This window comes from Streptomyces abikoensis (assembly GCF_014648775.1).
Lineage (GTDB): Bacteria > Actinomycetota > Actinomycetes > Streptomycetales > Streptomycetaceae > Streptomyces > Streptomyces abikoensis.
Map to the genome: position 1 here is coordinate 631,564 of NZ_BMRT01000004.1, position 23,207 is coordinate 654,770.

A 23,207-nucleotide genomic window follows, 5' to 3' on the forward strand; every position below is an offset into this window, starting at 1 on the left:
ACGATCACCTCACCCAACCGCTCCGGCACACTCCGTGAACGCTTCCTTACGCGGCCTTGTCGTGCCCCGGCCCGGGACTTACGCCGTCTTTACGCTCAAACGCCGGACGGGCTGACTTTGTCAGCCCGTCCGGCGTTTGAGGACAAGGTCCGGGGCAAGGCCCCCGTGGGTCAGCCGCGGGCGGCGGCGATCTGGCGCGACATGATCGTCGTCAGCTCGTACGCCGCGTGCGACGCCGCGACCGAGGTGATCTCGGCGTGGTCGTAGGCCGGGGCGACCTCCACCAGGTCGGCGGAGACGAGGTTGCAGGAGGACAGCCCGCGGATGATCTCCAGCAGCTCGCGGGAGGTCAGGCCGCCCGCCTCCGGCGTGCCGGTGCCGGGCGCGTGGGCCGGGTCCAGGACGTCGATGTCGATGGAGATGTACAGCGGGCGGTCGCCGACGCGCTGGCGCAGCTGGTCGGCGATCTCGTCGACGCCGCGGCGCATGACGTCCGCCGAGGTGACGATGCCGAAGCCCATCTTCTCGTCGTCGGTCAGGTCCTTCTTGCCGTACAGCGGGCCGCGCGTACCGACGTGGGAGAGCGCGGAGGTGTCGAGGATGCCCTCCTCGACGGCCCGGCGGAACGGCGTGCCGTGGGTGTACTCGGCGCCGAAGTAGGTGTCCCAGGTGTCCAGGTGGGCGTCGAAGTGGAGCAGGGCGACGGGGCCGTGCTTCTTGGCCACCGAGCGCAGCAGCGGCAGCGCGATGGTGTGGTCGCCGCCGAGCGTCATCATGCGGGCGCCGGTGCCCAGGAGGTCGTCGGCCGCGGCCTCGATGGTCTCGACGGCCTCGTCGATGTTGAAGGGGTTCGCGGCGATGTCACCGGCGTCCGCGACCTGCGCGAGGGCGAAGGGCGAGGCGTCCTGGGCCGGGTTGTACGGGCGGAGCAGGCGCGAGGCCTCGCGGATCGCGTTGCCGCCGAAGCGGGCGCCCGGCCGGTAGGAGACGCCGGTGTCGAAGGGCACGCCGACGACGGCGACGTCGGTGGTGCCGACCTCGTCGAGGCGGGGCAGCCGGGCGAAGGTGGCGGGGCCGGCGTAGCGCGGGATGCGGGAGGAGTCGACGGGGCCGCGCGGTTCACGGGGGGCGGGGGTGCTCATGCGGGGGGCCTCTCGGATCACGGACGGGGCGCCGACGGGTCACGTTCGCGTCAACGTCGGAGCGGAGGGTCTGGACGTACCCGAGGGTAGGCAGGGAGGCGGATTCCGCACATGTACGGAACTGAAGGTCCGGCCTCTGCATATGGACACGGCGTCCATCGCGCATCCCGGGGGAGAATGAGCCCATGCCGATACCACCCAGCCCCGCCGAACTGATCGATCACCTCGTCCGTACGCGTATCGCGGGGAACGTCGCCACCCCCCGCGAGAACAACCTCGATCACTACCGCAGGCTCGCCCAGGGCGACCGGCACTACTGGTTCGGGCTGGAGTTCGGCGACCGCTGGACGGACGAGCAGGACGTGCTGGCGGTCATGGCGGAGCGCTGCGGCGTCAACGACGACCTCGAGCACCGGATGGGCCAGGACACGATCGACCCCCGGCTGACCGTGGCCGCGCTGGAGCGGATGGCCGCGTTCCTGCGGAAGGCGGCGGAGGGGCGGCAGCGGGTGCTGTTCGCCACCGGCCACCCGGGCGGGCTGCTGGACGTCCACCGCACGACGGCGGCCGCGCTGCGGGCGGCGGGCTGCGAGATCGTCGCGATCCCCAGCGGGCTGCGCGCGGACGAGGGCTCGGTGTACCAGGTCGCCGACGTGGCCGTCTTCGAACGCGGGGCGACGCTCTGGCACACCCACTCCCCCGCACCCATGGCCGCGATCCTCGACGGGCTGCGGCAGGCGGGCCGCCCGCTGCCGGACCTGGTCGTCGCCGACCACGGCTGGGCAGGATGCGCGGCGGGGCAGGGCATCGACGCGGTGGGCTTCGCGGACTGCAACGACCCGGCGCTGTTCCTCGCCGAGGCGGAGGGCACGCTCCAGGTGGCGGTGCCGCTGGACGACCACGTGGCCGACCCGCGCTTCTACGAGCCGATGACGGCGTACCTGCTGAGCGCGGCGGGGTTGGCGCAGGGCTAGGCGTCGCCCGGCTCGATCAGCGTCGCGATCCCGGCGCAGAGCATCCGTACGCTCCGGAGGAACTTCTCCTCCTGGTCGTAGGCGGCCGCGGCGGCCAGGGTCAGGGGGAAGCGCTCGGGGAGGCCGGCGACGTCCTCCTCGGTGACGGGGAGGGCGGGCGGCTCGCTCTGTTCCTGGAGCACGTAGCCGGTGACGTGGCTGAGCAGGGTGTCGGCGGCGACGACGAGGTGTTCGTCGGGCACACCGGCGTCGCTCAGGGTGCGCAGCAGCCGCTCCATCAGCGACAGCGCCCCGCCACTGAGCATCTTCGGGCTGTCGGCGAACATGATCGCGCCGCCCGCGTGCCGCCGGATGCTCCGCCGCAGCGTCACCGCCTGGGCCTCGATACCGGCCTGCCAGCCCGCCCCCTCGGGCAGCGCGGCCAGCGCGGCGCTGCCCGCGTCGTAGGCCTGCCGGGCGACCCGGTCGGCCATCAGCTGGAGCAGCGCGCTCTTGCTGGGCACGTGGTAGTAGAGGCTCCCGGCGTGGGCGCCGAGGCGCTCCGCCACCTGTCGCATGGACAACCCGTGGTAGCCGGACTCGGCGAAGACGGCCATGCCCGCGTCGATGATCCGGTCTGCGGTCAGCTTCATGGGGATCACCCTAGCCGCAATTTTCAAACAGTGTTTGAAACTGGCCGCCTCCCCGACTAATGTCGTGTCCAGCACAAACATTCGGCGTTCGAGGGGGGCTGGTGGCGATGGGCGCGATGCTGTTCAACGTGACCACTGCGGCACTGATGGTTCTGATGCTCAACGGAGGTCTGGCCCTCGTCGGGCAGGACACCGTGGGCCGGCGCCGGATCCCCTGGGCCGCGGTCGGCCTGACCGCGATCGCGCTCGCCGGAGTCGTGACACAGCTCTGCTGGTCGGGGGCGATGGACGCCTTCGACAGCGACCCGAGCAAGTCGGGCTGGTGGCGCGTGGTCACCTCCGTCTTCATGCAGAACGGCGGGTTCCTCGGCGGGGCGTGGAACATCGCCACCCTCGCCGTCATCGCCGCCCTCGCGGAGTGGTTCTGGGGCGGGCCCCTGATGGTGGGCCTGTTCGCCGCGGGCATCCTGCTGCCTGAGCACATCGACGCGCTGTTCGGCCAGACCGGTGGCGGCACCGATCCCCGGAACTTCGCGGGGAGTTCGGGAGCGACGTACTTCCTCGCCGCGACCCTGGCCGCCGCCCTCCTGCTGCGCGGCCGTGAGCGCAAGGACGTGCTCCTCGCGATCGCCGCACCCGTGCTCGGCCTGGGCATGTGGCTCGCCCAGTCCAACGGGCACGGCACGGTGACGGTGTACGGCTTCGTCCTCGGCCTCCTGGTCCGCGCCCTGGGCGGCCGTCTGATCCACCCCGACCGCGACCTCCGCCGGCCCCCGCGGACGACCATGGCCGCGCTGGCCGGGTTCGCGGGCAGGCGGCCGCGGCAGGCCGACTAGTCACGGACGACCAGTCACGGACCCTGTCAACATCACTTGACCACCACTGGGGGAAAGCCGCATGTCCGAGAACGCGCACCTTGAAGTGCCGAAGCCCTTCGACACCGCCCGCTGGCAGGCCCGGCTCGACGAGCTCCTGACCGCCCACCACGTCCCCGGCGCCGCCCTGGCCGTACTCGCCGACGGCGAGATCCACGAACTGGCGAGCGGCATCCTGCACACCGGGACCGGCGTCGAGACGACCACGGACTCGGTCTTCCAGATCGGCTCGGTCAGCAAGGGCTACACCGCCGCGCTCGCGGTGCTGCTCGCCGACACCGGAAAGCTCGACCTGGACGCGCCCGTCGTGGACGTCCTGCCGGACTTCGCCGTCGCCGACGCGGAGGCGTCCCGTACGGTCACACCGCGCCAGCTGCTCAACCACACCAGCGGCATCGAAGGCGACCACGTCAACGACACGGGCCGCGGCGACGACTGCCTGGCCCGCTATGTCGAAAGCGCGCGGAACGTCGGCATGACCAACCCGCCCGGCGCCACCATGTCGTACTCCAGCACCGGCTACAACGTCCTCGGCCGGATCATCGAGGTCGTCACCGGCAGGACCTGGGACGAGGCGCTCAAGGAGCTGCTCCTCGACCCGCTCGGGCTCGACCGCACCATGACCCTCCCCGAGGAAGTGCTGCGCTTCCGCGCGGCGATGGGGCACATGGGCGAGCCCGGCGAGGACCCGGTCCCCACCCCGCTGTGGAACATGCTGCCCCGCTCCGCCGGCCCCTACGGCGGGATCAGCGCCACCGCCGGCGACGTGGTGCGGTTCGCCCGGCTGTTCATCGACGGCGGCACGGCACCGGACGGGACGCGGGTGCTCTCGTCCGCCGCCGTGGAGGCCATGCTGAACCGCGAGGTCGCGATGCCCGACGAGTGGTTCCTCGGTGCCCACTGGGGCCTGGGCTGGGGGCTGTTCGAGTGGGACGGCGCGCGCGGTTTCGGCCATGACGGCAGCACGTTCGGGCAGCTCGCCTACCTGCGCGCCATCCCCGAGAAGGGTCTCGCCGTGGCCCTCCTGACCAACGGCGGCAGCGCCGCGCCCAAGGTCTACGAGACGCTCTGCCGCGAACTGACCGCCGAGCTCGCCGGGATCTCCATGCCGGCGTTCGGGCCGCCCGAGGAGCCTCCGGTGGTGAACACGGCCCCGTTCACCGGCACGTACAAGCGCGAGGGCTTCCTCATGACCATCGCCGACCGCCCCTTTGGCGAAGGTCCCTCCGGCGAGGGCGTCCTCCGGCTGACGTACGAGGGCGCCGACGGCCTGGCGGGCACCTTCGACCCCCTCGTCTGGAATCTGACCCCGGTCTCGGACAGCCCGTCGAGGACGGTCTTCGCCGGCCGCCGCAACGAGAAGGACGGCTGGATCCCGGTGGTCTTCTACGCGCTGGCCGACGGCAGCCGCTACGTCCACTTCGGCGTGCGCGCCACGGCGAAGGCCACGGCCTGACAGCCGAAACCCACGGCCCGACGGCGGGCCGCCCGGACTAGGTCCGGGGCCGGGGCCCGCCGTTCCAGCCGCGGACGACCAGCCAGGAGCCGCCGTAGAGCACGGCGGCCTCCGTGGCCCGCAGGGCAAGCCCGGCCACCAGCCGGTACGCGCCGGTGCGGTCGACGATGTGGGTGTGCCAGACGAACAGCAGCACCGCGCCGATGCCGATGACGAGGACACCCATGGCTATCAGGAGCGCCCGTACGACACTGGGCATGGGCGTGTTCGTGCGCGGCATGGGATCCCCCCGGTGGATCGCTTGCGGATCGGTCCCCCGAGGGTAAAGGGCGGGTCATCCGCCTAACGACCACGCGGGACGCGTATCAGCCCCTCCTGGATCACCGACACCGCCAGCCGCCCGTCCTGGGTGAAGATCCGCCCCCTCGCCAGCCCCCGGCCGCCCTGGGAGGTGGGGCTCTCCTGGTCGTAGAGCAGCCACTCGTCGGCGCGGAAGGGGCGGTGGAACCACATGGCGTGGTCCAGGCTCGCGCCGACGACGTCGCCGATGGCCCAGCCGCCGCGCCCGTGGGCGAGCAGCACCGAGTCCAGCAGCGTCATGTCGGAGACGTACGTGGCCAGGCAGATGTGCAGCAGTGGATCGTCCGCCAGTTTGCCGTTCGTCCGGAACCAAACCTGCGACTTGGGCTCGCGCGGCTCGCCCACGCGGGCGAACGTCGGCTCCTCCGCGTAGCGCAGGTCGACCGCCCCGCGCGCCTCCAGGATGCGCTCGACGACGTCCTGGCCGCCCAGGTGATGGGCGTAGTGCGGCAGCATCTCGGCGGCCGTGGGGAGGGTCAGCGGGTCCGGTGCCGGCGGCATCGGCTCCTGGTGCTCCAGCCCCTCCTCGTACGTCTGGAAGGACGCGGAGAGGTGGAAGATCGGCTGCCCGTGCTGGACGGCGACGACGCGGCGGGTCGTGAAGGAGTAGCCGTCGCGGATGCGGTCCACGGTGTAGACGATGGGCACCGCGGGGTCGCCGGGGCGCAGGAAGTAGGAGTGCAGGGAGTGCGCGTGCCGGTCGGCCGGGACGGTACGTCCGGCGGCGACCAGCGCCTGCGCGGCGACCTGGCCGCCGAAGACGCGCGGCACGAGCACGGGCCGGGAGGTGGTGCCGCGGAAGATGTCCTCCTCGATCCGCTCGAGGTCGAGCAGGCCGAGGAGTTCGTCGAGGGGGGCGGGGGGCTCGATGGTGAGGGGTTCGTTCATGTGCCGGTGGTCCTTAACGGGTGTCCGTGCTGTCGCGGCGGGCCCTACAGGCCCATCGACTTGGCGATGATCGAGCGCATGACCTCGCTCGTGCCGCCGTAGATGCGGGTGACGCGGGTGTCCGCGTACAGGCGGGCGATGGGGTAATCCATCATGTAGCCGTAACCGCCGTGGAGCTGGAGGCACTTGTCGACGACGACGGCCGCCCGCTCGGTGGTGAAGAGCTTGGCGGAGGCGGCGTCGGCGGCGGTCAGCTCGCCCGCGTCGTGCGCCTCCAGGGCCCGGTCGACGACCGCCTGCATCGCGTCCACCTCGGAACGGCAGTCGGCCAGGACGAACTTGGTGTTCTGGAACGAGGCCACCGACCGCCCGAAGACCGTGCGGTCGCGGACGTACTCCGTGGCGAAGGCGACGGCGGCGGCCGCCTGGGCGTACGCGCCGACGGCGATGCCGAGGCGCTCCTGCGGGAGGTTGTGGGTGAGGTAGCCGAAGGCCGCGCCCTCCTCGCCGAGGAGGTCCGTGACCGGCACCTTGACGTCGGTGAAGGAGAGTTCGGCGGTGTCGGAGACCTTCAGGCCGAGCTTCTCCAGCGTGCGGCCGACGGCGTAGCCCTCCGAGGAGGTGTCCACGACGAGGAGGGAGATGCCGCCGCGCCGGTCCTCGGCGGTGGCCGGGGCCGTACGGGCGCAGACGAGCACCCGGTCGGCCTGGACGCCGCCGGTGATGAAGGTCTTGGCGCCGTTGAGGACGTAGTGGGTGCCGTCCTCGGAGAGCCGGGCGGTGGTCCGCATCCCGGCCAGGTCGGAGCCGGTGCCGGGCTCGGTCATGGCGATGGCGGTCATCAGCTCGCCGGAGACGAAGCCGGGCAGCCAGCGCCGCTTCTGCTCCTCCGTGCCGTATGTGAGGAGGTAGGGCAGGCAGAGGGCGGTGTGGGCGCCGGCGGCACCGAAGCTGACGCCCGCACGCGCGCACTCCTCGGTGACGACGGCCTGGAACTTGAACGAGCGCTGTCCCGCGCCGCCGTACTCCTCGGGGACCTCGATGCCGAAGACGCCGAGCTCGCCGAGCCTCTTGTAGAACGCGCGGGGGACGGCCCCGGCGGCGCGCCACTCGTCGTAGTGCGGCACCACCTCGGCGGCGATGACGTCGCGGATCGTCCGCCGGAACGCCTCGTGGTCCTCGGTGAAGACAGTGCGTCGCACAGCGGCCTCCCCGCTCGGGCTGTGGCAGCGCTCGCCGTGGGGCGCTCGCCGCATCAGCGCTTGCTGTACAAGCGCTGCTGTATAAGCGCTTGCTCAGCGGAAGCTACCGGCCGGTCACCAAGGCTGTCCAGATGTGCTCGTCAGCCCGCCAGGGAGCCGAGCGCGCCGTGCGCCAGGCGGCGCAGCAGCGCGGCCATGGCCGTGCGGGCGGGGAGGGCGCCGGGGCGGCCGAGGTGGGGGGTCGAGTTGAGCAGGCCGAAGACGGCGTGGACGGCGGCCCGTACCTCGACCTCCAGGGTGCCGGGGTGGAGCCGGCGGACGACGTCGACCCACAGCTCCACGTACTGGCGCTGGAGCGAGCGCACCAGCTTGCGGTCGCTGTCGCGGAGCTGGCCGAGCTCCCGGTCGTGGAGGATGATCAGCGCCCGGTCGTCCAGGGCGAAGTCGATGTGGCCGTCGATGAGCGAGTCCAGCACCTCGGCCGGGTCCGCGCCCGCCTCCGCGGCCTCGGCGACGCGCCGCCGGCCGCCCGTGAGGAGCCGCCCGCTGATGCCCACCAGCAGCTCGGCGAGCATCGCGTCCTTGCCGGCGAAGTGGCGGTAGAGCCCGGGGCCGCTGATGCCGACCGCCGCCCCTATCTCGTCCACGCCCACGCCGTGGAAGCCGCGCTCGGCGAAGAGCCGGGCGGCCTCCCGCAGGATCTGCTCGCGGCGGGAGAGGGGGGCCGGGGCCTGTCGGGGGGTGCTCACAGCGTCTTTCACGAAGGTAATTCTAGACAGCGGGCGTTAATGGTCGTTAACCTGAAGGCACTGTGTTAACGCTCATTAACCGAGCAAGGGAGCTCGAGTCCATGCAGCAGGCACCGGTGCTGGGGAGCGCCGCCGATCCGGCGTCCGACGCCTGGCGGGCCAACGAGGCCGCCCATCGCGAGCTGACGGCGGAGTTGCGCGGCAGGCTCGCCACCGCCCGGCTGGGCGGCGGCGAGAAGGCCCGCGCGCGGCACACCGCGCGCGGGAAGCTGCTGCCGCGCGACCGCGTCGACGCCCTGCTCGACCCCGGCTCGCCCTTCCTGGAGATCGCCCCGCTGGCCGCCGAGGGGATGTACGGCGGGGCCGCCCCGGCCGCCGGTGTGATCGCGGGCATCGGCCGGGTCTCCGGCCGCGAGACGGTGATCGTCGCCAACGACGCCACGGTCAAGGGCGGCACGTACTACCCGATGACCGTCAAGAAGCACCTGCGCGCCCAGGAGATCGCCCTGGAGAACAGGCTCCCGTGCCTGTACCTGGTCGACTCCGGCGGCGCCTTCCTGCCCATGCAGGACGAGGTCTTCCCCGACCGCGAGCACTTCGGCCGGATCTTCTACAACCAGGCCCGGATGTCCGGCGCCGGCATCCCGCAGATCGCGGCGGTCCTCGGCTCCTGCACGGCCGGCGGCGCCTACGTCCCGGCGATGAGCGACGAGGCCGTGATCGTACGCGGCCAGGGCACGATCTTCCTGGGCGGCCCGCCGCTGGTGAAGGCCGCGACGGGCGAGGTCGTCACCGCCGAGGAGCTGGGCGGCGGCGAGGTCCACTCGAAGGTGTCGGGCGTCACCGACCACCTCGCCGAGAACGACGAGCACGCCCTGCGCATCGTCCGGACGATCGTCTCGACGCTCCCCGAGCGCGGCGCGCCGCCGTGGCCGGTGGAGCCCGTCGAGGAGCCCAAGGCCGACCCGGCGGGCCTCTACGGCGCGGTCCCGGTGGACTCCCGCACCCCGTACGACGTCCGCGAGGTCATCGCCCGGATCGTCGACGGCTCGCGATTCGCCGAGTTCAAGGCGGAGTTCGGGCAGACGCTGGTGACGGGCTTCGCCCGGATCCACGGCCACCCGGTGGGCATCGTCGCCAACAACGGCATCCTCTTCTCCGAATCCGCCCAGAAGGGCGCCCACTTCATCGAGCTGTGCGACCAGCGCGGCATTCCCCTGCTCTTCCTCCAGAACATCTCCGGCTTCATGGTGGGCCGGCAGTACGAGGCGGGCGGCATCGCCAAGCACGGCGCCAAGATGGTCACGGCCGTCGCCTGCACCCGCGTCCCGAAGCTCACGGTCGTCATAGGCGGCTCCTACGGCGCGGGCAACTACTCCATGTGCGGCCGGGCCTATTCGCCCCGCTTCCTGTGGATGTGGCCCAACGCGAAGATCTCCGTGATGGGCGGCGAGCAGGCGGCGTCCGTGCTCGCCACCGTCAAGCGCGACCAGCTGGAGGCGCGCGGCGAGGAGTGGAGCGCGGAGGACGAGGAGTCCTTCCGGGCGCCGATCCGCGAGCAGTACGACACCCAGGGCAACGCCTACTACGCGACCGCCCGGCTGTGGGACGACGGAGTCATCGACCCCCTGGAGACCCGGCAGGTGCTGGGCCTGGCCCTGACCGCCTGTGCCAACGCCCCGCTTCCCGCCAGGGACGGCGCGGCGCCCGGCTACGGCGTCTTCCGGATGTGAGGCGGAGCATGTTCGAGACAGTCCTTGTCGCCAACCGGGGCGAGATCGCCGTACGCGTCATCCGTACGCTGCGCGCACTCGGCATCCGGTCCGTCGCCGTCTTCAGCGACGCCGACGCCGACGCCCGGCACGTCCGCGAGGCCGACACCGCCGTGCGCATCGGCCCCGCGGCCGCCACGGAGAGCTATCTGTCCGTGGAGCGCCTGCTGGACGCCGCCGCCCGCACCGGCGCGCAGGCCGTCCACCCCGGCTACGGCTTCCTCGCGGAGAACGCGGCCTTCGCCCGCGCCTGCGCGGACGCGGGGCTCGTCTTCATCGGCCCGCCCGCCGGGGCGATCGAGCTGATGGGCGACAAGATCCGGGCGAAGGAGACGGTCCGGGCGGCGGGCGTGCCCGTCGTACCGGGCTCGACGGGCAGCGGCCTGACGGACGCCGAACTGGCCGACGCGGCGCACGGGATCGGGATGCCGGTCCTGCTGAAGCCGTCCGCGGGCGGCGGCGGCAAGGGCATGCGGCTGGTGCGCGACGCGGCGCTGCTCGGCGAGGAGATCGCCGCCGCGCGGCGCGAGGCGCGCGGGTCGTTCGGCGATGACACCCTGCTCGTGGAGCGCTGGATCGACCGCCCCCGGCACATCGAGATCCAGGTGCTGGCCGACGGCCACGGCGGCGTCGTCCACCTGGGCGAGCGCGAGTGCTCCCTCCAGCGCCGCCACCAGAAGATCATCGAGGAGGCGCCCAGCGTCCTGCTGGACGAGGCCACGCGCGCCGCGATGGGCGAGGCCGCCGCGCAGGCCGCGCGCTCCTGCGGCTACACGGGCGCGGGGACGGTCGAGTTCATCGTCCCGGGCGGCGATCCGTCCTCGTACTACTTCATGGAGATGAACACCCGTCTCCAGGTCGAGCACCCGGTCACGGAGCTGATCACCGAGCTGGACCTGGTCGAGTGGCAGATCCGGGTCGCGGCCGGCGAGCGGCTGGGCTTCGCCCAGGAGGACGTGACGCTCACGGGGCACGCGGTGGAGGCGCGCGTCTGCGCCGAGACCGCCCGGGTGAGCGGCGACCGCGTCGACTTCCTGCCCTCGGCGGGCACGGTCCTGGCACTGCGCGAGCCGTCGGGCGAGGGCATCCGGGTGGACTCCGGGCTCGTGGCGGGCGCGGAGGTCGGCACGTCGTACGACCCCATGCTCGCGAAGGTCGTCGCCCACGGCCCGGACCGGGCCACGGCCCTCCGCCGCCTGCGGGCCGCCCTCGCGGAGACGGTCGTCCTGGGCGTCGACACGAACGTGGGCTTCCTGCGACGGCTGCTGGCGCACCCCTCCGTCGTCTCGGGCGACCTCGACACGGGCCTGGTCGACCGGGACGCGGCGACGCTCGTTCCGGCGGAGGTGCCGGAGGAGGTGTACGTGGCGGGTGGGCTGCTGCGCCAGCGCGAGCTGTCCCCCACCGGAACCCCCACCTGGGTGGACCCCTTCTCGGTCCCGAGCGGCTGGCGCCTCGGCGGCGAGGCCGCCTGGACGCCCCACCACTTCCGCGCCCCGGGCCACGCCCCGGTCACGGTCCGCGTGCGCGACACCGCGGCGGGCACGGAGTTCCTGCTGAGCCCCGAGGGCGAGGCCGCGCCGGACGCCCCACGCAGCGCGAAGCTGCTGCCCTCCCGGGGATCCGGGGAGCAAACCACCGTCGAGCTCGACGGCACCACCCGCACCCTCACCGTCACCCGCACGCCCGACGGCGGCACGTGGCTCGCCCACCAGGGCGACACCTGGCACCTCGTGCCGTACGACCCCGTCCTCGCCGCGCTCACCGGCGGCGGCGCCGGGGCCCACGCCGGCACGCTCACCGCCCCCATGCCCGGCACGGTCACCGTCGTCAAGGCGGCCGTGGGGGACGAGGTCGAGGCCGGTCAGAGCCTCCTCGTCGTCGAGGCGATGAAGATGGAGCACGTCATCGCCGCCCCCCACGCCGGCACCGTCACCGAGCTCGACGTGACGCCCGGCAGCACCGTGGCGATGGACCAGGTCCTGGCCGTCGTCACCCCGGTCGTCACTCCCGATGCCACCCCGGTCGCGCTTGCGGAGAAGTCATGATCGACGGACTGCCCATGGCCTTCCCCGACCCCGCCCTCCCCACCCGGGTGCGAATCCACGAGGTGGGCCCCCGCGACGGTCTGCAGAACGAGAAGACGACCGTCCCGACCGAGGTCAAGGCGGAGTTCATCCGCCGGCTGGCCGCCGCCGGCCTGGACACCGTCGAGGCGACGAGCTTCGTCCACCCCAAGTGGGTGCCCCAGCTCGCCGACGCCGAGGAGCTGCTGCCGCTGCTCGACGGCGTCCCCGCCCGGCTCCCCGTGCTCGTGCCCAACCGGCGGGGGCTCGACCGCGCCCTCGCCCTCGGCGCCCGGGAGATCGCCGTCTTCGGCAGCGCCACCGAGTCCTTCGCCCGGGCCAATCTCAACCGCTCCGTCGACGAGTCGCTGGAGATGTTCGCCCCCGTCGTGGCGACGGCCCGGGAGGCGGGGCTGCGGGTGCGCGGCTACCTCTCCATGTGCTTCGGCGACCCCTGGGAGGGGGCCGTCCCCCTGGAACAGACCGTCCGGGTCAGCCGTCGCCTCCTCGACCTGGGCTGTGACGAGCTGAGCCTCGGCGACACCATCGGCGTCGCCACGCCCGGCCATGTCACGGCGCTGCTCACCGCTCTCCACGAGGCGGGTGTGCCGGTCGACCGGCTCGCCGTGCACTTCCACGACACCTACGGGCAGGCGCTCGCCAACACCCTCGCCGCCCTCCGCCAGGGCGTGACCACGGTCGACGCCTCCGCCGGCGGGCTCGGCGGCTGCCCGTACGCCAAGAGCGCCACCGGAAACCTCGCCACCGAAGACCTCGTGTGGATGCTCGACGGCCTCGGCATCGCCACCGGGGTCGATCTCGGCCGTCTCACCGCCACCAGCGTCTGGATGGCCGGCCACCTGGGCCGACCCAGCCCGTCCCGCACCGTCCGTGCCCTCTCCCACCAGGAGCCCTGAGCCATGTCGCTGGACCACCGCCTCTCCCCCGAGCACGAGGAACTCCGCCGCACCGTGGAGGAGTTCGCCCACGAGGTCGTCGCCCCGAAGATCGGCGACTTCTACGAGCGCCATGAGTTCCCGTACGAGATCGTGCGGGAGATGGGCCGCATGGGCCTGTTCGGGCTGCCGTTCCCCGAGGAGTACGGCGGCATGGGCGGGGACTACCTGGCCCTCGGGCTGGTCCTGGAGGAGCTCGCCCGGGTGGACTCCTCCGTGGCGATCACCCTGGAGGCCGGGGTCTCGCTGGGCGCGATGCCCATCTTCCGCTTCGGCACCGAGGAGCAGAAGCGCGAGTGGCTGCCGAAGCTGTGCTCCGGCGAGATGCTGGGCGCGTTCGGTCTGACGGAGCCCGACGGCGGCTCCGACGCCGGGGCCACCCGCACCACGGCCCGGCTCGACGAGGCGACCAACGAATGGGTGATCAACGGCACCAAGTGCTTCATCACCAACTCCGGCACCGACATCACCGGCCTGGTCACCGTCACCGCCGTCACCGGCCACGCCGAGAACGGCAAGCCGCTGATCTCCTCGATCATCGTGCCGTCCGGCACCCCCGGCTTCACCGTCGCCGCCCCCTACTCCAAGGTCGGCTGGAACGCCTCGGACACCCGGGAGCTGTCCTTCTCCGACGTCCGGGTGCCCGCCGCCAATCTGCTGGGCGAACAGGGCCGCGGCTACGCCCAGTTCCTGCGGATACTGGACGAGGGCCGGATCGCGATCTCCGCGCTGGCCACCGGGCTCGCCCAGGGCTGTGTCGACGAGTCCGTCGTATACGCCCGGACCCGGGAGGCCTTCGGCCGGCCGATCGGCGCCAACCAGGCCATCCAGTTCAAGATCGCCGACATGGAGATGCGGGCCCACACGGCCCGGATCGCCTGGCGCGACGCCGCGTCCCGGCTGGTCCACGGCGAGCCGTTCAAGAAGGAGGCGGCGCTGGCCAAGCTCTACTCCTCCGAGATCGCGGTCACCAACGCCCGCGAGGCCACCCAGATCCACGGCGGCTACGGCTTCATGAACGAGTACCCCGTGGCCCGGATGTGGCGGGACTCCAAGATCCTGGAGATCGGCGAGGGCACCAGCGAGGTGCAGCGGATGCTCATCGCCCGCGAGCTGGGCCTGCCCGGCGCCTGACGCCCACGCCCGCCGCCCGGCGCCCACCCCTGTCACGCCCCCGCTCCCCGCCCCGCGCCCCCGGCCCGCCTGCGAGAATTCCGTCCATGGCTGAGATCCTCCAGAAGGACGGGACATGGACCTTCGACGGCGACACGATACGCATCGTGCCGGGCCGGGAGCGGGGAGTGCATCCGCTGCGCCAGACCCTGGGTGAGCTCGCCGTTCCGCTGGGCGCGGTGGCGGGCGTCGCCTTCGAGCCGGCCCGCAAGGGCGGACGGCTCCGGCTGCGGCTGCGCGACGGGTCCGACCCGCTGACCCAGGCCGCCCGCGGCCGGCTTCCGGAGGCGGCGGATCCGTATCAGCTCGCGGTCGAGCAGGACCGTACGGGCGTCGCGGAGTACTTCGTGGACGAGGTGCGCCACGCCCTGCTGCTGGAGCAGCTGCCGGACGGCCCCACGGACCGCTATCTGCTGCCGGGCCCCGCCGTGCCGCTGTCGGTGAGCGCGGGGGACGGCACCGCCTCCTTCGACGGCGAGCGGGTCCGCCTGGAGTGGAACTGGGTCACCGCCGAGGGGAAGAAGTCCGCGGGGACGCGCGTCCTGCCCGTGGCCGACATCGCCACCGTGGAGTGGCAGCCCTCCGCCGGCCTGGAGAACGGCTACCTCCGCTTCACCGTCCCCCAGGCGCCCACGAACGCGCCGCCCAAGCACGACCCGCACGCCATCGAGCTCTACGGCTTCAAGAAGGACCCGCTGATGGCGCTGGTGGCCGCCGCCGTGACCGCCCGGCTGCCGCACCCCTCCGCCGCCGGAGCCGCGCGGTCCGCCGTCGCTCCGGCGGCCGCCCCGGCCCTCGGCCTCTCGAAGGCCCCGGAGAGCGCGCCCCCGGCCGGGCCCGCCGCCCCCGCCGATCACGACGTCCTGCTGCGCCGGCTGCGCGAGCTGGGTGAGCTGCGTCACGCGGGAATCCTCACGGACGAGGAGTTCGCCGCGGCGAAACAGGCTGTCCTGCGGCGTTTCTAACCTTTTTCCCACTCCGCACCCCGCACTCCTGCCCGAAATCGGGCAGGATTCTTGCGAAAGACTCGTCTTCCCCTCACTATCGACGGGTGCTCGAACGCCGCATGTCCCATGACGACCTGGTCGACCACCTGGTGCGCAGCACGCCGCTACAGCGCGGCGAGGCCGCCCGGGTGGTGCTGGACGTGCTGGCGTACTTCGACGAGACGGCCGAGGAATTCGTGCGTCGCCGCCACCGTGAGCTCCAGTCCGGCGGACTGAACAACGCGGAGATCTTCGAGCGCATCGCGGGGGAGCTGCCGCACCGCGCGGTGGCACCACCCGAGCTCTCACTGCGGCAACTGCGCCGCATCGTCTACGGCTGAGCCGCCGGGACGACGACGGCCGGGGCCGGTCCGCACAGCCGCCCCGTTCCGTCCTCGCAACCGCCATCGAGTGCCGCCGTAGTACCGGGCACCACGAACGCTTTACCTGGGAGGGTCACCTATGTGTGGAATCGTCGGATACATCGGCAAGCGTGATGTCGCGCCGCTGCTGCTCGAGGGTCTCCAGCGCCTGGAGTACCGGGGCTACGACTCCGCCGGCATCGCCCTGCACGCCGGCGGCAAGACCGGCGGCCTGAAGTCCGCCAAGGCCAAGGGCCGCGTCCGCGAGCTCGAGTCCCGGCTGCCCAAGCGCTTCAACGGCACCACCGGCATCGCCCACACCCGCTGGGCCACCCACGGCGCGCCGAACGACGTCAACGCCCACCCCCACCTCGACGCCGAGGAGAAGGTGGCCGTCGTCCACAACGGCATCATCGACAACGCCGCCGAGCTGCGCACCCGGCTGACCGCCGACGGCTTCACCTTCGTGTCCGACACCGACACCGAGGTCCTCGCCCACCTCATCGCCCGCTCCGAGGCCGGCACGCTGGAGGAGAAGGTCCGCGAGGCCGTCAAGCACATCGAGGGCACGTACGGCATCGCCGTCCTCCACGCCGACTTCCCGGACCGCATCGTCGTCGCCCGCAACGGCTCGCCCGTGGTCCTGGGCATAGGCGAGAAGGAGATGTTCGTCTCCTCCGACGTCGCCGCCCTGGTCGCCCACACCCGCCAGGTCGTCACCCTCGACGACGGCGAGATGGCCACCCTCAAGGCGGACGACTACCGCACCTACACCACCGAGGGCTCCCGCACCTCCGCCCAGCCGACCACCGTCGAGTGGGAGGCCGAGTCCTACGACATGGGCGGCCACGACACGTACATGCACAAGGAGATCCACGAGCAGGCCGACGCCGTGGACCGCGCGCTGCGCGGCCGCATCGACGACCGCTTCTCCACCGTGCACCTCGGCGGCCTCAACCTGGACGCCCGTGACGCCCGCGCCGTGCGCCGGGTGAAGATCCTCGGCTGTGGCACCTCGTACCACGCCGGCCAGATCGGCGCCCAGATGATCGAGGAGCTGGCCCGCATCCCCGCGGACGCCGAGCCGGCCTCCGAGTTCCGCTACCGCAACCCGGTCGTCGACCCCGACACCCTCTACATCGCGGTGTCCCAGTCGGGTGAGACCTACGACGTGCTCGCCGCCGTCCAGGAGCTCAAGCGCAAGGGCGCCCGCGTCCTGGGCCTGGTCAACGTGGTCGGCTCGGCGATCGCCCGCGAGACCGACGGCGGCATCTACGTCCACGCCGGCCCCGAGGTCTGCGTCGTCTCCACCAAGTGCTTCACCAACATGGTGGTCTCCTTCGGCCTGCTCGCCCTCCACCTGGGCCGCACCCGCGACCTGTCCGTCGCCGACGGCAAGCGGATCATCGAGGGCCTGCGCAAGCTGCCCGGCCAGATCGAGGAGATCCTCGCCAACGAGGCGCAGATCGAGGAGCTGGCCAAGGAGTACGCCGAGGCCAAGTCGATGATGTTCATCGGCCGTGTCCGCGGCTACCCGGTGGCCCGCGAGGCCTCGCTGAAGCTCAAGGAGGTCTCGTACATCCACGCCGAGGCCTACCCGGCCTCCGAGCTGAAGCACGGCCCGCTGGCCCTGATCGAGCCCGCGATGCCGACCGTCGCGATCGTGCCGGACGACGAGCTGCTGGAGAAGAACCGCGCCGCGCTCGAGGAGATCAAGGCCCGTAGCGGCCGCATCCTCGCCGTCGCCCACCGGGAGCAGGAGAAGGCCGACCACACGATCGTCGTGCCGAAGAACGAGGACGAGCTGGACGCCATCCTCATGGGCATCCCGCTCCAGCTCTTCGCGTACTACACGGCCAAGGCCATGGGCCGCGACATCGACAAGCCGCGCAACCTGGCGAAGTCCGTCACCGTCGAGTAGTCCGGCCCCCGGGCCCGCCCGGCCGCTCCGGCCGCGGGCCCCACGAGACCTCTCGGACCTGTCCGCACCTGTCCGCGACAGGTACGAGAGAACGGCCCTCCCCACGCGTGCCACCACGCGCGCGGGGAGGGCCGCCTCCTTTCGCGCCGGCGTCGCCCTCACGCCGGCGGTGATGCCACCGGCCCCGGGAACCGTCACCTCCCGTCCGGCGGCACGTCCTGGCACGCCCTGGGACGTACTGCCGGAGTTGTACCCATGCGGGATGCCACCGGCACCTCTACGCGCGAGTAGATTCCGGGGGAGCCAAGGGATCGGCGGAACCGTTTCCCTGCGGCACCTACGGGATGACGACGACCGGCCGCTGCGCCCGGCGCGCCAGCCGGCCCGCCACGGAACCGAAGATCCGGCCGACCAGACCGTGGGTGGAGCCCACCACGATGGCGTCGGCGGCGTACTCACGCCCGACTTCTTCGAGTTCGTGGCAGATGTCCCCGCCGCGCTCCACCAGGATCCAGGGGACCTCGGAGAGATGGTCGGCGCAGGCCAGCTCCAGGCCCAGGACCTCGGTGCGGTGATCGGGGACGTCCACGAAGACCGGCGGCTCGCAGCCCGCCCAGACGGTCGTCGGCAGCCGGTTGGCCACATGGACGATGATCAGTCCCGAGCCCGAGCGCCGGGCCATACCGATTGCATACGCAAGCGCTCGCTCGCTCGACATGGAACCGTCGAAGCCCACCACGACGCCGTGCCGGAACGCCGGATCGCAGGAATGACGTGTTTCTTCCGCCGCTTCGGGATTCGCCGCCTGATCGGCGATCCGCTTGCGGTCCGCGGGTTCGGAGAATTCGTGACCGGCCATCGGTGTCTCGGCGAAGGAAGCCTCTGGTCGAGGGATCGGCGGTGGACTGGTTGGAGTTGTCGAGGGGCGCGCCCACTGATGGATCTTGGACGGCCAAATCCGTCCGGGATTCATCTTTTCAAGTGCTTACCCCCCAGGGTACGGCGACAGTCGCTGCCTGCCCAGAGGCCGCCCGCCGGGCCGGCGGCCCCGTGGGCGGTTCCCCGGAGCATGCACGAGCGCGGCGCGTAGCGCAATGGCCCGGGCTCACACCCCCTGCTACCCACTGCCCAGTGACCCACGCCCCCGGCGGGCCGTTGTTAGTACCGCCAGCAGCCGCCAGCAGGGAGCCGTTCCGTGCCCGGAACCCATGATTTCGCCCGCGAGGAGACGCCCGAGGGCCCGTCCCCCGATCCGGTGAGCGATGTGGTCCGCTGGGCGGCCTTCAGCTGTGCCCTGGTCCCGGTCGTCCTGCTGATGTGCGGTCAGTCCTTCGGCGGCGCGGCCGGTACGGCCGCCGGTCTGGTGGCACTCACCTGCGTCTGCCACGCACTCCTGCGCCAGTCCGAGCGCACTGCCGCCAGGGTGTCCGCGGAGCAGGCGTCCCCGCACCGGGGCCGGCACGGCCGGACGGGCGCGGGGAGCCATCGCGGAGCCCGCCGCCAGGGGTCCGGTAGCCCCGCCGACTGACCTCCTCGCACGCCTGCACCCATATATTTTCAGCCAACTTGGGTCCGAACTTCACACCTCGGCCTGAACCCCTCCCATCAGCCGGTCGACCAGCAAGGAAAGAACCGCTGAGGGCGGTTGCCGACTGAGGAGTGTGGGCAGGGGCGAGAGGCGTACTTTTCACCGGAGCCTGCAAGTGCAACGCTTCGTGATCGAACGCTTCGCGCCAAGTTGTCATGTCGATTTAGAGGCGGGTGGTGAACTGGTCACCGCGTCTCCAAGCGACGCAGTAGATTCGATCTTGGCCATGACCGGCGGGGGAACCGTTCAGGACCGAGGGGAAACGTGCAGGACCGAGAGGACTCGACCGCCGAGGGGGGCTTAGCGCCATGAGCCAGGACTCCACGACCGTACCGGAGACCGCGCGCAAGCTCTCCGGACGCCGCCGCCGGGAGATCGTCGCCGTGCTGCTTTTCAGCGGCGGCCCCATCTTCGAAAGCTCCATCCCGCTTTCCGTGTTCGGCATCGACCGGCAGGACGCGGGGGTTCCCCGCTACCGATTGCTGGTGTGCGCGGGCGAAGATGTGCCATTGCGAACGACCGGCGGCCTGGAATTGACCGCACCGTACGGCCTGGAGGCACTCTCCAGGGCCGGGACCGTCGTCGTACCGGCCTGGCGGTCGATCACCCAGCCGCCGCCCGCCGCCGCGCTCGACGCGCTCCGCCGTGCCCATGAGGAGGGTGCCCGCATCGTCGGGCTGTGCACCGGGGCCTTCGTACTGGCCGCCGCGGGCCTGCTCGACGGCAGGCCCGCCACCACCCACTGGATGTACGCGCCCACGCTCGCGAAGCGCTATCCGTCGGTCCATGTGGACCCCCGGGAGCTCTTCGTGGACGACGGCGACGTACTGACGTCCGCGGGCACCGCGGCGGGCATCGATCTGTGCCTGCACATCGTCCGCACCGACCACGGCGCCGACGCCGCGGGGGCCCTGGCCCGCCGACTCGTCGTGCCGCCCCGCCGCGCCGGCGGACAGGAGCGCTACCTCGACAGGTCTTTACCCGAGGAGATCGGCGCCGACCCGCTGGCCGAGGTCGTCGCCTGGGCGCTGGAGCACCTCCACGAGCAGTTCGACGTGGAGACCCTGGCCGCCCGCGCGTACATGAGCCGTCGCACCTTCGACCGGCGGTTCCGCTCGCTCACCGGGAGCGCCCCGCTGCAGTGGCTGATCACTCAGCGGGTGCTCCAGGCCCAGCGGCTCCTGGAGACCTCGGACTACTCCGTGGACGAGGTCGCCGGACGCTGCGGCTTCCGCTCGCCCGTGGCCCTGCGCGGCCACTTCCGCAGGCAGCTGGGGTCCTCCCCCGCCGCCTACCGGGCCGCCTACCGGGCGCGCCGGCCGCAGGGCGGCCCGGTGGACCGGCCGGAGCGGGGCGAGCGGCCGGAGCGCGGCGACCGGTTCGACCGGCCGGATCCACTGGATCCCCGGCCGGGGGAGCCGTCGCTGATGGCGATGCGCCGTGCGGCGCTGCCCGCCCACGCGATGACGGGCGCGCCCCTGGGCGCTCCTCCGCCGCCGGGTGGACACAGCGGACACATCTCTCACTCGCCGGGGCACGGCGGGCACGGGCTGGGTCCGGGAGATCCGGGGAAGCCGGATACGGACCTCTACGCTCCGCGCCTGCCCGGACAGCGGGAACGCCCCGTAGGGTGAGACGTATGAACGATCGCATGGTGTGGATCGACTGCGAGATGACCGGGCTCTCGCTGTCGTCCGACGCGCTCATCGAGGTGGCCGCCCTGGTCACCGACTCTGAGCTGAACATCCTCGGGGACGGCGTGGACATCGTCATCCGCCCGCCCGCCGAGGCCCTCGCCACCATGCCCGAGGTCGTGCGCGAGATGCACACGGCCTCCGGGCTGCTGGCGGAGCTGGACGGCGGGACCACGCTCGAGGACGCCGAGCGGCAGGTCCTGGCCTACATCCGCGAGCACGTCCCGGAGCCGGGCAAGGCCCCGCTGTGCGGAAACTCGGTCGGCACCGACCGCGGTTTCCTGCTGCGGGACATGCCCGCGCTCGAAGGCCATCTGCACTACCGGATCGTGGACGTGTCCTCGGTGAAGGAGCTGGCCCGCCGCTGGTTCCCGCGCGCCTACTTCAGCAGCCCCAAGAAGAACGGCAACCACCGGGCGCTGTCGGACATCCGCGAGTCGATCGCCGAGCTCCGCTACTACCGCGAGGCGATCTTCGTCCCCCAGCCCGGGCCGGACTCCGACACGGCGAAGGCCATCGCGGCCAAGCACGTCCTGTCCGCTCAGGCATAGTGACGTAGCTCGCTCCCGGCACGGCGAAAGCTGGGAGCGAGCACCCCTCAAGACCCTGTAGACTTCTTCTCGGCCGGTGGGAAACACGGAAACAAACGCCGGACGTGGTGGGTATAGCTCAGCTGGTAGAGCACCTGGTTGTGGTCCAGGATGTCGCGGGTTCGAGTCCCGTTACTCACCCTGATCGGGAAGAGCCCGGTCCGCTTCAAGCGGACCGGGCTCTTTTCGTTTTGTAGTCCTCAGGGGTGACGCCAGGGGCGGTCGGGGGACTTCTGCCCTCCATCCGGGCAAAGCTGAGATGCCGGTACCGGACGAAGGGTCATGACCGATGGCATCAACAGGCACAGTGAAGTGGTTCAACGCCGAAAAGGGATTCGGCTTCATCACACAGGACGACGGAGGCCCGGACGTGTTCGTCCACTTCTCCGCCGTCCAGGGAACCGGCTTCAAGGAGCTCCACGAGAACGACAGGGTCGAGTACGACGTCACCCAGGGACAGAAGGGGCCGCAGGCGGAGAACGTCACCGTCATCCAGTGACCGCCTGGTCGAGCGGGCCCTACCGACGCCGCGCCCTGCTGTTCGTGGTCGCCGCCGCCCTGGTCCTCGGCATGAGCCTGCTCGACGGCTGCGCCAAGGACGGAGACGACGGGGACAGCAGGGGCGCCCGGCGCACCACGATCACCGTCGGCACCTTCGGTGTCTTCGGCTACAAGCAGGCCGGCCTCTACACGGAGTACGAACGGCTCCACCCGGGCGTCACGATCAAGGAATCCGTGATCGACCGGAACGAGGCCTACTACCCCCAGCTGCTCACCCACCTCGCGGCGGGCAGCGGCCTCGCCGACATCCAGGCCATGGAGGTCGCCAACGTCCATGAGCTGGCCACCGCCCGGGGCGACCTCTTCGAGGACCTCTCCCGCGCCAAGGGCGTCCACCAGGGCGACTGGCTCTCCTGGAAGTGGGCGCAGGCCACCACCCCCGACGGCCGGACCATCGGCCTCGGCACGGACATCGGGCCGATCGCCGTCTGCTACCGGAAGGATCTCTTCCAGCGGGCGGGGCTCCCCACGGACCGGGAGGCGGTCGGCAGGTTGTGGGCCGGGGACTGGCGGCGCTATCTGGAGGCCGGCCGGGCCTACCGGCGCCGGGCCCCGGCGGGCACGGTCTTCACCGACTCGGCGGCCGGCCTCTACAACGCCGCCGTGCACGGCTACCCCGAGCGCTACTACGACCGCGAGGGCCGTCCCCGCTACCGGAACGGCCCCGCCGTCCGGGCCTCCTGGGACCTGGCGACGCGGGCCGCCCGGGACGGGCTGACGGCCCGGCTCAAACAGTTCGAGAAGCCCTGGGACCAGGCGTACGCCAACGGCCGCTTCGCCACCGTCGCCTGCCCGCCCTGGATGCTCGGTTACATCAAGGAGAAGTCGGGCCCGGCGGGCCGGGGCCAGTGGGACGTGGCCGCCGCGCCCCGGCCGGCCAACTGGGGCGGCTCCTTCATCGGCGTGCCCAGGGCCGCCCGGCACCGGGCCGCCGCGATCGAGCTCGCCGTTTGGCTGACGGCCCCCGCCCAGCAGGCCAAGCTGTTCGAACGGCAGGCGGGCATCCCCTCCACCCCGGCCTCCTACGCCATGCCGGAGGTCAGGGACGCCCGCAACCCCTACTTCGGCGACGCGCCCATCGGGAGGATCTTCACGGAGGCGGCCCGGCACGTCCCGACGCTGTTCTTCGGGCCGCGCGAGCAGCAGATCGGGCTCGCGTTCACCGAGGTCGGCATCCCCCAGGTCGAACAGCAGGGCAGATCGCCCCGGGACGGCTGGCGGGCGGCACAGCGGGAGATCGAGAACGCGGTGGACGAATGA

22 protein-coding genes and 1 tRNA gene are annotated in these 23,207 nt (G+C 71.9%); 16 read left to right on the forward strand and 7 right to left on the reverse strand.

Translation table 11 applies throughout. The features are described 5' to 3' along the window. Positions 1 to 170: 170 nt before the first annotated feature. Positions 171 to 1,142 carry an agmatinase gene (speB, locus tag IE096_RS17070; RefSeq protein WP_126914246.1) on the reverse strand — a complete coding sequence of 324 codons (972 nt, stop codon included), beginning with the start codon at positions 1,140 to 1,142 and terminating at the stop codon, positions 171 to 173. 185 nt (positions 1,143 to 1,327) lie between these two features. Here speB and IE096_RS17075 point away from each other — a divergent pair, with 185 nt between their 5' ends. Beyond that, on the forward strand, positions 1,328 to 2,116 hold the full coding sequence (locus IE096_RS17075; RefSeq protein WP_189452524.1) for a phosphatase: 789 nt from the start codon (positions 1,328 to 1,330) through the stop codon (positions 2,114 to 2,116). On the opposite strand, the gene IE096_RS17080 is transcribed toward IE096_RS17075, so the two are convergent. After that, on the reverse strand, positions 2,113 to 2,748 hold the full coding sequence (locus tag IE096_RS17080) for a TetR/AcrR family transcriptional regulator (RefSeq protein WP_189452526.1): 636 nt from the start codon (positions 2,746 to 2,748) through the stop codon (positions 2,113 to 2,115). The two genes, IE096_RS17075 and IE096_RS17080, sit on opposite strands and share 4 nt — an antisense overlap. 128 nt (positions 2,749 to 2,876) lie before the next feature. Here IE096_RS17080 and IE096_RS17085 point away from each other — a divergent pair, with 128 nt between their 5' ends. Both IE096_RS17085 and IE096_RS17090 read left to right on the forward strand, forming a co-directional pair. Further along, positions 2,877 to 3,584, forward strand: coding sequence for a hypothetical protein (locus tag IE096_RS17085; protein ID WP_229820256.1), 708 nt, complete (start codon positions 2,877 to 2,879; stop codon positions 3,582 to 3,584). 61 nt (positions 3,585 to 3,645) lie between these two features. After that, entirely contained in the window at positions 3,646 to 5,079 is a 1,434-nt protein-coding gene (locus IE096_RS17090) for a serine hydrolase domain-containing protein (protein ID WP_189452530.1), read from the forward strand. A 37-nt stretch (positions 5,080 to 5,116) separates the two neighbouring features. On the opposite strand, the gene IE096_RS17095 is transcribed toward IE096_RS17090, so the two are convergent. From IE096_RS17095 to IE096_RS17110, 4 genes are all read right to left on the reverse strand, one after another. Next, the gene (locus IE096_RS17095) at positions 5,117 to 5,359 is read right to left on the reverse strand and encodes a hypothetical protein (RefSeq protein WP_229820257.1); all 243 of its coding nucleotides are present in this window, start codon (positions 5,357 to 5,359) and stop codon (positions 5,117 to 5,119) included. A gap of 62 nt (positions 5,360 to 5,421) precedes the next feature. Continuing rightward, on the reverse strand, positions 5,422 to 6,327 hold the full coding sequence (tesB, locus tag IE096_RS17100; RefSeq protein WP_189452534.1) for an acyl-CoA thioesterase II: 906 nt from the start codon (positions 6,325 to 6,327) through the stop codon (positions 5,422 to 5,424). A 44-nt stretch (positions 6,328 to 6,371) separates the two neighbouring features. After that, entirely contained in the window at positions 6,372 to 7,529 is a 1,158-nt protein-coding gene (locus tag IE096_RS17105) for an acyl-CoA dehydrogenase family protein (RefSeq protein WP_189452536.1), read from the reverse strand. A gap of 140 nt (positions 7,530 to 7,669) precedes the next feature. Then, entirely contained in the window at positions 7,670 to 8,290 is a 621-nt protein-coding gene (locus IE096_RS17110) for an SACE_7040 family transcriptional regulator (RefSeq protein ID WP_373298141.1), read from the reverse strand. 89 nt (positions 8,291 to 8,379) lie between these two features. Between IE096_RS17110 and IE096_RS17115 the strand changes: the two genes are divergently transcribed. The 7 genes from IE096_RS17115 (at position 8,380) to glmS (ending at position 17,514) form a co-directional block, all read left to right on the forward strand. Continuing rightward, positions 8,380 to 10,011, forward strand: coding sequence for a carboxyl transferase domain-containing protein (locus IE096_RS17115; protein ID WP_189452538.1), 1,632 nt, complete (start codon positions 8,380 to 8,382; stop codon positions 10,009 to 10,011). 8 nt (positions 10,012 to 10,019) lie between these two features. Next, positions 10,020 to 12,098, forward strand: a complete 2,079-nt coding sequence (locus IE096_RS17120) for an ATP-binding protein (RefSeq protein WP_189452541.1) — start codon at positions 10,020 to 10,022, stop codon at positions 12,096 to 12,098. Beyond that, positions 12,095 to 13,033 (forward strand): hydroxymethylglutaryl-CoA lyase, encoded by a 939-nt coding sequence (locus IE096_RS17125; protein ID WP_189452543.1) that lies wholly within the window; start codon positions 12,095 to 12,097, stop codon positions 13,031 to 13,033. The genes IE096_RS17120 and IE096_RS17125 overlap by 4 nt, the downstream gene beginning before the upstream one ends. Positions 13,034 to 13,042: 9 nt before the next feature. Next, entirely contained in the window at positions 13,043 to 14,206 is a 1,164-nt protein-coding gene (locus IE096_RS17130; protein ID WP_189452849.1) for an acyl-CoA dehydrogenase family protein, read from the forward strand. Positions 14,207 to 14,292: 86 nt separating this feature from the next. After that, positions 14,293 to 15,210 (forward strand): DUF4429 domain-containing protein, encoded by a 918-nt coding sequence (locus IE096_RS17135; protein ID WP_189452545.1) that lies wholly within the window; start codon positions 14,293 to 14,295, stop codon positions 15,208 to 15,210. Positions 15,211 to 15,296: 86 nt separating this feature from the next. Further along, positions 15,297 to 15,572: a hypothetical protein gene (locus IE096_RS17140; RefSeq protein WP_189452547.1), complete on the forward strand. Its 276-nt coding sequence runs from the start codon at positions 15,297 to 15,299 to the stop codon at positions 15,570 to 15,572. A 121-nt stretch (positions 15,573 to 15,693) separates the two neighbouring features. After that, on the forward strand, positions 15,694 to 17,514 hold the full coding sequence (glmS, locus tag IE096_RS17145) for a glutamine--fructose-6-phosphate transaminase (isomerizing) (RefSeq protein ID WP_126914259.1): 1,821 nt from the start codon (positions 15,694 to 15,696) through the stop codon (positions 17,512 to 17,514). A gap of 337 nt (positions 17,515 to 17,851) precedes the next feature. On the opposite strand, the gene IE096_RS17150 is transcribed toward glmS, so the two are convergent. Further along, positions 17,852 to 18,373 (reverse strand): universal stress protein, encoded by a 522-nt coding sequence (locus IE096_RS17150; RefSeq protein WP_126918008.1) that lies wholly within the window; start codon positions 18,371 to 18,373, stop codon positions 17,852 to 17,854. Between the two features lie 336 nt (positions 18,374 to 18,709). Between IE096_RS17150 and IE096_RS17155 the strand changes: the two genes are divergently transcribed. From IE096_RS17155 to IE096_RS17180, 6 genes are all read left to right on the forward strand, one after another. Next, positions 18,710 to 19,042 (forward strand): hypothetical protein, encoded by a 333-nt coding sequence (locus tag IE096_RS17155; protein WP_229820259.1) that lies wholly within the window; start codon positions 18,710 to 18,712, stop codon positions 19,040 to 19,042. Positions 19,043 to 19,410: 368 nt separating this feature from the next. Then, complete coding sequence (locus tag IE096_RS17160; RefSeq protein ID WP_189452549.1) at positions 19,411 to 20,736, forward strand: helix-turn-helix domain-containing protein; 1,326 nt, start codon at positions 19,411 to 19,413, stop codon at positions 20,734 to 20,736. A 5-nt stretch (positions 20,737 to 20,741) separates the two neighbouring features. Beyond that, a complete protein-coding gene (gene orn / locus IE096_RS17165; protein ID WP_189452551.1) occupies positions 20,742 to 21,347 on the forward strand; it encodes an oligoribonuclease in 606 nt (201 codons plus the stop codon). Positions 21,348 to 21,454: 107 nt separating this feature from the next. Continuing rightward, positions 21,455 to 21,527: transfer RNA gene (locus IE096_RS17170), tRNA-His, on the forward strand. Between the two features lie 148 nt (positions 21,528 to 21,675). Further along, positions 21,676 to 21,885, forward strand: coding sequence for a cold-shock protein (locus tag IE096_RS17175; protein WP_189452553.1), 210 nt, complete (start codon positions 21,676 to 21,678; stop codon positions 21,883 to 21,885). 71 nt (positions 21,886 to 21,956) lie between these two features. Beyond that, the gene (locus IE096_RS17180) at positions 21,957 to 23,207 is read left to right on the forward strand and encodes an ABC transporter substrate-binding protein (RefSeq protein ID WP_189452853.1); all 1,251 of its coding nucleotides are present in this window, start codon (positions 21,957 to 21,959) and stop codon (positions 23,205 to 23,207) included.

What these genes read in the sequence shown, in the direction of transcription:
- speB (WP_126914246.1), bottom strand. Translation starts at nt 1,142, where the DNA reads ATGAGCACCCCCGCCCCCCGTGAACCGCGCGGCCCCGTCGACTCCTCC.
- IE096_RS17075 (WP_189452524.1), top strand. Translation starts at nt 1,328, where the DNA reads ATGCCGATACCACCCAGCCCCGCCGAACTGATCGATCACCTCGTCCGT.
- IE096_RS17080 (WP_189452526.1), bottom strand. Translation starts at nt 2,748, where the DNA reads ATGAAGCTGACCGCAGACCGGATCATCGACGCGGGCATGGCCGTCTTC.
- IE096_RS17090 (WP_189452530.1), top strand. Translation starts at nt 3,646, where the DNA reads ATGTCCGAGAACGCGCACCTTGAAGTGCCGAAGCCCTTCGACACCGCC.
- IE096_RS17095 (WP_229820257.1), bottom strand. Translation starts at nt 5,359, where the DNA reads ATGCCGCGCACGAACACGCCCATGCCCAGTGTCGTACGGGCGCTCCTG.
- tesB (WP_189452534.1), bottom strand. Translation starts at nt 6,327, where the DNA reads ATGAACGAACCCCTCACCATCGAGCCCCCCGCCCCCCTCGACGAACTC.
- IE096_RS17115 (WP_189452538.1), top strand. Translation starts at nt 8,380, where the DNA reads ATGCAGCAGGCACCGGTGCTGGGGAGCGCCGCCGATCCGGCGTCCGAC.
- IE096_RS17120 (WP_189452541.1), top strand. Translation starts at nt 10,020, where the DNA reads ATGTTCGAGACAGTCCTTGTCGCCAACCGGGGCGAGATCGCCGTACGC.
- IE096_RS17125 (WP_189452543.1), top strand. Translation starts at nt 12,095, where the DNA reads ATGATCGACGGACTGCCCATGGCCTTCCCCGACCCCGCCCTCCCCACC.
- IE096_RS17135 (WP_189452545.1), top strand. Translation starts at nt 14,293, where the DNA reads ATGGCTGAGATCCTCCAGAAGGACGGGACATGGACCTTCGACGGCGAC.
- glmS (WP_126914259.1), top strand. Translation starts at nt 15,694, where the DNA reads ATGTGTGGAATCGTCGGATACATCGGCAAGCGTGATGTCGCGCCGCTG.
- IE096_RS17150 (WP_126918008.1), bottom strand. Translation starts at nt 18,373, where the DNA reads ATGGCCGGTCACGAATTCTCCGAACCCGCGGACCGCAAGCGGATCGCC.
- IE096_RS17160 (WP_189452549.1), top strand. Translation starts at nt 19,411, where the DNA reads ATGAGCCAGGACTCCACGACCGTACCGGAGACCGCGCGCAAGCTCTCC.
- orn (WP_189452551.1), top strand. Translation starts at nt 20,742, where the DNA reads ATGAACGATCGCATGGTGTGGATCGACTGCGAGATGACCGGGCTCTCG.
- IE096_RS17175 (WP_189452553.1), top strand. Translation starts at nt 21,676, where the DNA reads ATGGCATCAACAGGCACAGTGAAGTGGTTCAACGCCGAAAAGGGATTC.
- IE096_RS17180 (WP_189452853.1), top strand. Translation starts at nt 21,957, where the DNA reads ATGAGCCTGCTCGACGGCTGCGCCAAGGACGGAGACGACGGGGACAGC.